Consider the following 10,009-nt stretch of genomic DNA (forward strand, 5'->3'; position numbering starts at 1 on the left):
CCTCCATGTTTGGTTCCAACGACGACAAGAAGACCCCAGCTGCGGCTGGCGAGAAGAAAAGCCTGTTCGGATGGCTGCGCAAGAAACCGCAGGAACCCGTCGTCGAACAGCCGACTGCCATTCCTGAACCGGCCCCTGCGCCCGCTCCCGTAATAGAAGAAGCGCCGGCACCGGTCGTGCTGCCGATCGCCGAGCCGGTGCTGCAACCGGTGGCCGAGGTCGAGCCTGAAGCGCCGGCTGCCGCCGAGTTGCCGCTGACCCCGGCCAGCGAACCGTGGCTGAGCTTACCGGTGGCGGAAGAGCCGGTGGCGCTGGTTGAAGAGGCCGCGCCGCACGTTACACCGCCGATTCCTGCGCCGGTGGCGTTCGCCCCCGAGCCTGTCCCGGCGCCGGTGGTCGAAGCTGCGCCTGTCATTCCAGAGCCTGTGGTTGCTGCCCCGGTTACGCCGATTGTTGAAGCGCCCGAACCTGCACCTGCACCTGCACCGGTCGCCGTAGCGCCAGTCGCTCCTGTGGAAATCCAGGCTGAAACCCCGGTAGAAGCCCCGCGCACCGAAGAAACCAAAGCCGGCTTCTTCGCGCGTCTCAAGCAAGGTCTGTCCAAGACCAGCGCCAGTATTGGCGAGGGCATGGCCAGCCTGTTCCTCGGCAAGAAAGCCATCGATGACGATCTGCTCGACGAGCTCGAAACCCGCCTGCTGACGGCCGACGTTGGCGTCGAGGCAACATCGGTGATCATCCAGCGCCTGACCCAGAAGGTCGCACGTAAAGAGCTGGCCGATTCCGACGCCCTGTATAAATCCCTGCAGGCCGAGCTGGCCGCAATGCTCAAACCGGTCGAGCAGCCGCTGAAGATCGCTTCCCGGAACAAGCCGTTCGTGATTCTGGTGGTCGGCGTCAACGGCGCCGGCAAGACCACCACCATCGGCAAACTGGCGAAGAAACTGCAACTGGAAGGCAAGAAAGTCATGCTGGCCGCCGGTGATACCTTCCGTGCTGCGGCTGTCGAGCAGTTGCAGGTCTGGGGCGAACGCAACAAGATTCCGGTGATCGCCCAGCACACGGGCGCGGACTCGGCTTCGGTGATTTTCGATGCCGTGCAGGCCGCCAAGGCTCGTGGCATCGACGTGCTGATCGCCGACACCGCCGGTCGTCTGCACACCAAAGACAACCTGATGGAAGAGCTGAAGAAGGTTCGCCGGGTGATCGGCAAGCTCGACGCCGATGCCCCGCACGAAGTGCTGCTGGTGCTGGACGCCGGCACCGGCCAGAACGCCATCAATCAGGCCAAGCAATTCAACCAGACCGTCGAACTGACCGGCCTGGCGCTGACCAAGCTCGACGGGACCGCCAAGGGCGGGGTGATTTTCGCCCTGGCCAAGCAGTTCGGCCTGCCGATCCGCTACATCGGCGTCGGTGAAGGCATCGACGATCTGCGTACCTTTGAAGCCGAACCCTTTGTCCAGGCACTGTTTGCCGAGCGGGAGCGTTCATGATTCGTTTCGAACAGGTCGGTAAACGCTACCCGAACGGTCACGTCGGCTTGCATGAGCTGAGCTTTCGAGTCCGTCGGGGCGAGTTCCTGTTTGTCACCGGCCACTCCGGTGCCGGTAAATCCACGCTGTTGCGCCTGCTGCTGGCGATGGAACGTCCAACCAGCGGCAAACTGCTGCTGGCCGGGCAGGACCTGAGCACCATCAGCAATGCGCAGATTCCGTTCCTGCGTCGGCAGATCGGTGTGGTGTTCCAGAACCATCAACTGTTGTTCGATCGCACGGTGTTCAACAACGTCGCGCTGCCGTTGCAGATTCTCGGGCTGTCCAAGGTCGAAATCGCCAAGCGCGTCGATTCGGCGCTGGAGCGCGTGGCGCTGTCGGACAAGGCCGATCTGTATCCGGGCGACCTGTCCACCGGTCAGCAACAGCGCGTCGGCATTGCCCGGGCCATCGTTCACCGTCCGGCCCTGCTGCTGGCGGACGAACCGACCGGTAACCTCGACCCGCGTCTCGCGGCCGAGATCATGGGCGTGTTCGAAGATATCAACCGTCTGGGCACCAGCGTGCTGATCGCCAGTCACGACCTGGCGCTGATCGCGCGCATGCGCCATCGCATGCTGACCCTGCAACGCGGCCGATTGATCGGCGACGGGGAGGCCGGCGTATGAGTGCAACACGCAGTCCGAAGGTTTCCGAGCGCGTGGCCCCGAAGGCCGCCGATCCGCAACCGCCAAAGAAGAAAAAGCACGACGATGACGACGGCCCGGATTTCGCCACGTTGTTCCGTGCCTGGATCGAAAGCCATCGCGCCAGCTGGATCGACAGCCTGCGCCGTCTCGGCAAGCAGCCGATCGGCAGCTTCTTCACCTGCATGGTGATGGCAGTTGCGCTGAGTCTGCCGATGGGCCTTTCGTTGTTGCTGAACAATGTCGAGCGCCTGGGCGGCTCGTGGCAGCGCGCGGCGCAGATCTCGCTGTACCTGGAGCTCAAGGCGACTCCGGCTCAGGGCGAAGCGTTGCGCGACCAGATCAAGGGTATGCCGGGCGTAGCTGATGCCGAATATGTCGGCCGCGACCAGGCGCTCGAAGAGTTCCAGCAGCAGTCCGGCTTGGGCGAAGCCCTGCGCGAGCTGCCGGAAAACCCGCTGCCGGGCGTGGTACTGGTGACGCCGAACGAGGTCGACAAGTCGACCCTGGAAGCATTAAGACAAAAACTTTCCGAGCTGCCCAAGGTACAACAGGCGCAACTTGATCTAGTCTGGGTCGAGCGTCTGGCCGCCATCCTCAAGCTCGGCGACCGTTTCGTGTTCGGTCTGACGGTGTTGCTGGTTTCCGCATTACTTTTGGTGATAGGCAATACCATTCGTCTTCATATTGAAAACCGCCGCACCGAGATAGAAGTGATTAAACTCGTCGGCGGCACTGACAGCTATGTGCGTCGCCCCTTTCTTTATATGGGCGCGCTGTATGGCTTCGGTGCGGGGCTGCTGTCCTGGGGTGTATTGGCGTTTGGCCTGAACTGGCTGAACGATGCGGTGGTCGGGCTGGCCGGCTTGTACGGCAGCGATTTCGCACTGGCCGGCGTGCCAGTTGCCGACGGTCTGTCGCTCTTGCTTGGCGCGGTGCTGTTGGGTTATATCGGTGCATGGATTGCAGTCGCACGTCATCTCAGGGAGCTGGCGCCGAAGTAGAATCTTTTTTTGCGCGTGATTGACCTTTCAGTGGTTAAGGAAACTTTCATTTGAGTTTCCGGTCAATTTTTCGCAATGCTGAAAAGCATGAGTATGTAAGTCGGAGGTTTTTCCGTATGTCCAATTCTTTGCAACCTGCGTATGCATTGGTTCCAGGCGCAAACCTGGAAGCCTACGTGCACACCGTCAACAGCATTCCTTTGCTGACGCCGGAGCAGGAGCGTGAACTGGCCGAGAGTCTCTACTATGAGCAGGATCTGGGGGCGGCTCGGCAGATGGTGCTCGCCCACCTGCGGTTTGTCGTACACATCGCCCGTAGCTATTCCGGCTACGGTCTGGCTCAGGCTGACCTGATCCAGGAAGGCAACGTCGGCCTGATGAAGGCCGTGAAGCGTTTCAACCCGGAAATGGGCGTGCGTCTGGTGTCCTTCGCGGTGCACTGGATCAAGGCCGAGATTCACGAGTTCATCCTGCGCAACTGGCGGATCGTGAAGGTCGCGACCACCAAGGCCCAGCGCAAGCTGTTCTTCAACCTGCGCAGCCAGAAGAAACGTCTGGCCTGGCTGAACAACGAGGAAGTCCACCGTGTGGCGGAAAGCCTCGGCGTCGAGCCGCGTGAAGTGCGTGAGATGGAAAGTCGCCTGACCGGCCATGACATGGCCTTCGACCCGGCTGCGGAAGCGGACGACGACAGTGCTTTCCAGTCGCCGGCCAACTACCTGGAAGACCACCGGTACGACCCGGCGCGTCAACTGGAAGATGCCGACTGGAGCGACAACTCCAATCACAACCTGCACGAAGCGCTGGAAGTGCTGGACGAACGCAGTCGCGACATCCTCTACCAGCGCTGGCTGGCAGAAGAGAAAGCCACGCTGCACGACCTGGCGCAGAAGTACAACGTGTCGGCCGAGCGGATCCGTCAGCTCGAGAAGAGCGCGATGAACAAGCTCAAATTGTCGATTGCCGCATAACCGGCAGTCCGACAATAAAAAACGCCCCGATCAGTGATGATCGGGGCGTTTTTGTTTGCCTGTCGGAAAGTCATTGGGCCCAGGGCGCCCGACGTGAATCATTGAGTGTCAGCAGGTAGCTGTCGCCCCCCAGCTGGCTCATCTGCTGGCGAATCCAGCCGGCGCGGCGCGACACATAAGCGGTCGGATGACTGGCGCTCCAGACCCGGGGATTCGGCAGCACGGCCGCCAGATAACTCGCCTGCTGCCGGGACAATGACCTGGCGCTCACGCCAAAGTGATGCCTTGCCGCCGCTTCGGCACCAAACACGCCGTCATCCCACTCGACGCTGTTCAGGTACACCTCGAGAATCCGCTGCTTGGGCCAGAACACTTCGATCAGTGCGGTAAACCATGCTTCCAGGCCTTTGCGCAGGTAGCTGCGACCTGACCACAAAAACAGGTTTTTCGATACTTGCTGGCTCAAGGTGCTGGCGCCACGAATCGAGCCGCCGAGTTCGTTGTGGGCCAGTGCGGCCTTGATTGCACGCAGGTCAAACCCCCAGTGCTCGGGGAATTTCTGGTCTTCGCCGGCAATCACCGCGACCTTCAGGTCATCGGAGATCTCGTCCCACGGTTTCCAGGTGCGTTGCAGATCGATCGGCTCGCCGTCGACCCAGGATTCGATCTTGCGCTCGATCATCAGCGCCGTGCCCGGTGGCGGCACGAAGCGAAACACCAGCACCAGCAATACGCTGCCACCCGCGAACCAGAGCAGGGCCTTCGTGAAACGACGGAGAAATAAACGCAGCATAGAGATGGCTTGGCCGAACCGGTTGAGCGGGCCATTATACAGACCCTACCGATCGAGTCTGACTGGAGTTCTACATGCTGCGTAGCTTTCTGATGCTGGCTGCCTTCTTTGGTTTCACCGGTGTCGGCCTCGGCGCATTCGCCGCCCATGGCCTGAAAAACCGCCTGACCCCGGAGTACCTGGCGATCTTCCACACCGGCGTCACTTATCAGCTGGTGCACGCACTGGCGCTGTTCGGCGTGGCGCTGCTGGCCACGCAGCTTCAGGGGCGTCTGGTCGCCTGGGCCGGCATCTCGTTCACCGTCGGCATCCTGCTGTTCTCCGGCAGCCTGTACCTGTTGACCACCCTCGGCATCGGCAAGCTCGGCATCATCACCCCGTTCGGTGGCCTGGCGTTCCTGATTGGCTGGCTGTGCCTCGGACTCGCCGCCTGGCGCCTGCAGCCAACCGCTTGACGCTTGGTGCTGACCTTTAGGTCATGATCGGGCTAGAATGCCACCCCCTAAAAAGTGATGGCGGCGTTGCGCATGCGCATTCAGTTGAACGGTGAATCCTTTGAACTGCCCGACGGTGAAACCGTTGCGGCCCTGCTGACCCGTCTGGACCTGACCGGACGCCGCGTCGCGGTCGAACTCAATCTGGATATCGTCCCGCGCAGCCAGCATGCCGACACCACTTTGAACGACGGCGACAACGTCGAAGTCGTGCACGCGATCGGCGGCGGCTAGTCGCCAGGCCTGCATGGGCCGACAATTCTGCAAGACCCTCACTCCAACAGAGGATTCCCCATGAGCATCGTTCGTAGCGACAAGCCTTTCGTTCTGGCCGGTCGTACTTACCAGTCGCGTTTGCTGGTCGGTACCGGCAAGTACCGTGACATGGAAGAAACCCGCCTGGCCATCGAAGCCTCGGGTGCCGAGATCGTCACCTTCGCGGTGCGCCGCACCAACCTGGGCCAGATCGAAGGCGAGCCGAACCTGCTCGAAGTGCTGTCGCCGGATCGCTACACCTTCCTGCCGAACACCGCCGGCTGCTACGACGCGGTCGAGGCCGTGCGCACCTGCCGCCTGGCGCGTGAGCTGCTCGACGGCCACAACCTGGTGAAGCTGGAAGTGCTGGCCGACCAGAAAACCCTGTTCCCCAACGTGATCGAAACCCTCAAGGCCGCCGAAGTGCTGGTCAAGGAAGGCTTCGACGTGATGGTTTACACCAGCGACGACCCGATCATCGCCCGGCAATTGGCGGAAATCGGCTGCATCGCGGTCATGCCGCTGGCCGGTCTGATCGGTTCGGGCCTGGGGATCTGCAACCCGTACAACCTGCAGATCATCCTCGAAGAAGCCAAAATTCCGGTGCTGGTGGATGCCGGTGTCGGTACCGCTTCCGACGCCACCATCTCCATGGAACTGGGCTGTGACGCCGTGCTGATGAACTCGGCCATCGCCCATGCTCAGCAGCCGATCATGATGGCCGAAGCCATGAAACACGCGATCGTCGCGGGCCGCCTGGCCTACCTCGCCGGCCGCATGCCGAAAAAACTCTATGCCAGCGCCTCTTCGCCGCTGGATGGTCTGATCAAGTAAGAGCTATTGATGACTGAATCGAACGACACGCCAATCCAGACGGAAGAAGGCGACGAGCGCCAACACCGCCGCATCAAGAGTTTCGTGATGCGCGCCGGGCGCATGACCGAAGGCCAGCAGCGCGGCCTGGATCAGGGCGCGCCGAAGTTCGTCCTGCCGCTGGCCGATGCGCCGGTGGATTTCGACCAGGTGTTCGGCCGTTCCGCGCCGCGTTCGCTGGAGATCGGTTTCGGCATGGGCCACTCGCTGCTGGAAATGGCCGCCGCTGCGCCGGAGCAGGATTTCATCGGTGTCGAGGTTCACCGTCCGGGTGTCGGCGCACTGCTCAACGGCGTGCTGACTCAGGGCCTGACCAACCTGCGGGTCTACGACTGCGACGCGATCGAAGTGCTCAACCGCTGCATCGCCGACAACAGCCTCGATCGCCTGATGCTGTTCTTCCCGGATCCGTGGCACAAGAGCCGTCACCACAAGCGCCGTATCGTTCAGGCGTCCTTCGCTGAACTGGTGCGCAGCAAGCTGAAGGTTGGCGGCATTCTGCACATGGCCACCGACTGGGAGCCGTACGCCGAATACATGCTGGAAGTGATGAACGTCGCCCCGGGCTATCGCAACCTTGCCGAAGACGGCAAGTGCGTACCCCGCCCGGCCGAACGCCCGATCACCAAGTTCGAACGCCGCGGCGAACGTCTTGGGCATGGCGTGTGGGATCTGAAGTTCGAAAAGCTCGCTTAAGCCTTACGCAGTGATCGTTCCCACGTCGAGGCGTCGAACCGTCTGCGTGGGAACGCCTCGATGGACGCTCCGTGTCCGCTTCAGGGACGCAGAGCGTCCCGGGCTGCATTCCCACGCGGAGCGTGGGAACGAGCACGTGGAGATCAGCGGCGGTCGGCGACCACGCCAATCAACACCAGCACCACCAACAACACCGGCGCCAGGCTGTAGTTGTTGAACTGGCTCAGCCCCTTCACCACCCACGGCGTCGCGTAGATCAGCGCCGCGCCGCTGCCGATCATGCACAGCAGGGCCATCAGCGGCACACGCAGGGCGCCGGCAATGCTACCCAGGCGTTGCTCGACCCAGCCCTTGAAGTCGGCGCCGAACAGCACCAGCAGACAGCCCACCAGCGCCAGCGCGATTTCCGAGAGGTTGCTGCGGCTCCAGCGGGACACGGTGGCGAGCAGGTCGAGTATCAAATCCATGCGGTTTCCTTAAGAGCGGTCAGCTCAGAAATTTCTGCAGCAAGTCGTTGAGGAACAGTTGTCCGCGCTCGGTGGCCGCCAGACGTGACGGTTCGACCTGCAACAGACCGCTTTGTTCGGCCTCGCGCCGGTGTTCGTCGAGGCTCTCCAGCGGCAGGCCGGTGCGCTCCGGGTACAGGCGCGATTCGACGCCGGCGGTCAGGCGCAGGGCGTTCATCAGGAACTCGAACGGCATCTCGTCGTTGGTCAGGGCTTTCTCGCCGGCCTGGAAGCTTTTGGCCGGGTTGAGGTAGTCCTTCGGCAGGCGCGTCTTCCAGGTGCGCACGATGCGCCCGTCCGGATGGCTGAGCTTGCCGTGGGCGCCGGCGCCGATGCCGATGAAGTCGCCGAAGCTCCAGTAATTGAGGTTATGCCGCGCCGGGCGACCCGGTTGGGCGTAGGCCGAAACTTCGTACTGCGCGTAACCGTGCTCGGCCAGCAGTGCCTGTCCGGCCTCTTGAATGTCCCACAGCGTGTCGTCTTCCGGCAGCACCGGCGGCTGGTTCCAGAACACGGTGTTCGGCTCCAGCGTCAGCTGATACCAGGAAATGTGGGTCGGCTTCAGGTCGATCGCCTGGTGCAGGTCGCTCAGGGCATCCTCCAGCGACTGGTCCGGCAAGCCGTGCATCAAGTCGAGGTTGAAGTTATCGAACCCGGCCTGGCGCGCCATGCCGGCGGCGCGTACCGCTTCGTCGCCGTTGTGGATGCGGCCGAGGGCCTTGAGCTTTTCCTGCTGGAAGCTCTGGATACCGATCGACAGGCGATTGATCCCCAGTTTGCGGTAGGCGACGAACTTCTCCTGTTCGAAGGTTCCGGGGTTGGCTTCCAGGGTAATTTCGATGTCGTCGGCAAACGGGATGCGTTGTTTCACACCTTCCAGCAAGCGGCCAAAGGCTTCGGCGCTGAACAGGCTCGGCGTGCCGCCGCCAAAGAAGATCGAACTCAACTCACGGCCATACACCGCGTGCAGATCCTGATCGAGGTCGGCCAGCATCGCATCGACGTACTCCTGTTCCGGCAGCACCGGGCTGGCGGTGTGGGAGTTGAAGTCGCAATAGGGGCATTTGCGCACACACCACGGGATGTGGATGTACAGCGCCAGGGGCGGCAGCGTCGGCAACGGCGCCCGAGACGAGGAGGCGGCGCCGCCGATAATCAGCGACGACGCGGAGGAACTATCGGTCATTTCAAGCCCAGACGCTGGCGCAGCAGATCCATTGCACGGGCGCGGTGGCTGATCTGGTTCTTGTCGCTCGGGCTCAGTTCGGCGCTGGACACATTACGCTCCGGCACCCAGAACAACGGGTCGTAGCCGAAACCGTGCTCACCGCTGGCGGCGGTCAGAATGCGCCCGTGCCACAGGCCTTCGCAGAGGATCGGCAGCGGATCGTCGGCGTGACGCACCAGTGCCAATACGCAGACGAACTGCGCGCCGCGTTCGGCTTCCGGCACGTCCTTCAAGGCGTCGAGCAGTTTGGCGTTGTTCGCCGCATCGCCCTTGCCGTCGGCGTAGCGCGCCGAGTAGATGCCCGGCGCACCGCCAAGGAAATCCACCGCCAGACCCGAGTCGTCGGCCAGCGCCGGCAGACCGGAAATGCGCGCGGCATTGCGGGCCTTGAGGATCGCGTTCTCGACGAACGACAGGCCGGTTTCTTCCGGCTCCACGCTGCTGAATTCGCCAATCGAGCGCAATTGCACCGATTCGCCGAGCATGGCCTGGAGTTCCTTGAGTTTGCCGGCGTTATGGCTGGCCAGTACGAGTTGCTTGAGATTGATCATTGGCCAGGGAAAAGCTCTTGGTTGAAATTGAGGGTGTTGATCTTGTCGCCGGTCTGCACCTTGATTTCAAAGGTGCGGGTTTCCTGCTGCTCCACCGGGTACTGGGCGATGTAATAGATCGCGCCCTGTTCGGTGATCTGGCGGAAAGTCAGCGGCACGCTCTGACTGGTCAGGTCCTTGACGGTGCCGCTGACCTGGGCGATCAGCGGCTTGCCGTCCTTGATCACCGAGACATTGATCACGCCCTGGTTCTTGCTGCGGATCAGCTCGGCCGCCTTGGCGATGTCCGGCGTCAGGAAGGTCGAGTTGAAGGTGTTGTAATGCACGGTGACATCACCGAACACTTCCTTGCGTTCGCCCTTGATGGCATCGGCGGCCACGGCCGACAGGCTCAGGCAGGCGGCCAATAGCGCGGTAATCAAGCGTCCCATGTTCGTTCTCCTCGCAATGTCGTGG

At 62.2% G+C, this 10,009-nt stretch carries 13 protein-coding genes; 8 read left to right on the forward strand and 5 right to left on the reverse strand.

Going from position 1 to position 10,009, the window contains the following annotated elements:
* The first annotated feature begins 5 nt into the window (after positions 1–5).
* The 4 genes from ftsY to rpoH all read left to right on the forward strand — a co-directional run bounded on the left by ftsY (position 6) and on the right by rpoH (position 4,157).
* Complete coding sequence (gene ftsY, locus ACTJK7_RS10930; protein WP_440779512.1) at positions 6–1,496, forward strand: signal recognition particle-docking protein FtsY; 1,491 nt, start codon at positions 6–8, stop codon at positions 1,494–1,496.
* Positions 1,493–2,164: a cell division ATP-binding protein FtsE gene (gene ftsE, locus ACTJK7_RS10935; RefSeq protein ID WP_064380087.1), complete on the forward strand. Its 672-nt coding sequence runs from the start codon at positions 1,493–1,495 to the stop codon at positions 2,162–2,164. The genes ftsY and ftsE overlap by 4 nt, the downstream gene beginning before the upstream one ends.
* Positions 2,161–3,186: a permease-like cell division protein FtsX gene (gene ftsX / locus ACTJK7_RS10940; RefSeq protein WP_323151001.1), complete on the forward strand. Its 1,026-nt coding sequence runs from the start codon at positions 2,161–2,163 to the stop codon at positions 3,184–3,186. The genes ftsE and ftsX overlap by 4 nt, the downstream gene beginning before the upstream one ends.
* Positions 3,187–3,302: 116 nt before the next feature.
* A complete protein-coding gene (gene rpoH, locus ACTJK7_RS10945) occupies positions 3,303–4,157 on the forward strand; it encodes an RNA polymerase sigma factor RpoH (protein WP_007953393.1) in 855 nt (284 codons plus the stop codon).
* Positions 4,158–4,227: 70 nt separating this feature from the next.
* Here rpoH and mtgA read toward each other — a convergent pair whose 3' ends face one another.
* Positions 4,228–4,950 (reverse strand): monofunctional biosynthetic peptidoglycan transglycosylase, encoded by a 723-nt coding sequence (gene mtgA / locus ACTJK7_RS10950; protein WP_440779513.1) that lies wholly within the window; start codon positions 4,948–4,950, stop codon positions 4,228–4,230.
* 74 nt (positions 4,951–5,024) lie between these two features.
* Between mtgA and ACTJK7_RS10955 the strand changes: the two genes are divergently transcribed.
* From ACTJK7_RS10955 to trmB, 4 genes are all read left to right on the forward strand, one after another.
* Complete coding sequence (locus ACTJK7_RS10955) at positions 5,025–5,405, forward strand: DUF423 domain-containing protein (protein ID WP_169432306.1); 381 nt, start codon at positions 5,025–5,027, stop codon at positions 5,403–5,405.
* A gap of 72 nt (positions 5,406–5,477) precedes the next feature.
* Positions 5,478–5,678, forward strand: coding sequence for a sulfur carrier protein ThiS (gene thiS, locus ACTJK7_RS10960; protein ID WP_007953386.1), 201 nt, complete (start codon positions 5,478–5,480; stop codon positions 5,676–5,678).
* A 60-nt stretch (positions 5,679–5,738) separates the two neighbouring features.
* On the forward strand, positions 5,739–6,533 hold the full coding sequence (locus ACTJK7_RS10965) for a thiazole synthase (RefSeq protein ID WP_007953385.1): 795 nt from the start codon (positions 5,739–5,741) through the stop codon (positions 6,531–6,533).
* Positions 6,534–6,542: 9 nt separating this feature from the next.
* Complete coding sequence (gene trmB, locus ACTJK7_RS10970; protein ID WP_011336382.1) at positions 6,543–7,268, forward strand: tRNA (guanosine(46)-N7)-methyltransferase TrmB; 726 nt, start codon at positions 6,543–6,545, stop codon at positions 7,266–7,268.
* A 143-nt stretch (positions 7,269–7,411) separates the two neighbouring features.
* Here trmB and ACTJK7_RS10975 read toward each other — a convergent pair whose 3' ends face one another.
* The 4 genes from ACTJK7_RS10975 to ACTJK7_RS10990 are packed head-to-tail and all read right to left on the reverse strand — an operon-like array spanning position 7,412 to position 9,984.
* A complete protein-coding gene (locus ACTJK7_RS10975; RefSeq protein ID WP_011336381.1) occupies positions 7,412–7,735 on the reverse strand; it encodes a DUF3392 domain-containing protein in 324 nt (107 codons plus the stop codon).
* Between the two features lie 19 nt (positions 7,736–7,754).
* Positions 7,755–8,960, reverse strand: a complete 1,206-nt coding sequence (gene hemW, locus ACTJK7_RS10980) for a radical SAM family heme chaperone HemW (RefSeq protein WP_323151003.1) — start codon at positions 8,958–8,960, stop codon at positions 7,755–7,757.
* On the reverse strand, positions 8,957–9,553 hold the full coding sequence (rdgB, locus tag ACTJK7_RS10985; RefSeq protein ID WP_007953366.1) for an RdgB/HAM1 family non-canonical purine NTP pyrophosphatase: 597 nt from the start codon (positions 9,551–9,553) through the stop codon (positions 8,957–8,959). The genes hemW and rdgB overlap by 4 nt, the downstream gene beginning before the upstream one ends.
* The gene (locus ACTJK7_RS10990; protein ID WP_085646974.1) at positions 9,550–9,984 is read right to left on the reverse strand and encodes a DUF4426 domain-containing protein; all 435 of its coding nucleotides are present in this window, start codon (positions 9,982–9,984) and stop codon (positions 9,550–9,552) included. Before ACTJK7_RS10990 ends, rdgB begins: the two co-directional genes overlap by 4 nt.
* Positions 9,985–10,009: the final 25 nt, after the last annotated feature.

The sequence above is a fragment of the Pseudomonas sp. 22085 genome (assembly GCF_052045815.1).
GTDB lineage: Bacteria > Pseudomonadota > Gammaproteobacteria > Pseudomonadales > Pseudomonadaceae > Aquipseudomonas > Aquipseudomonas glycinae.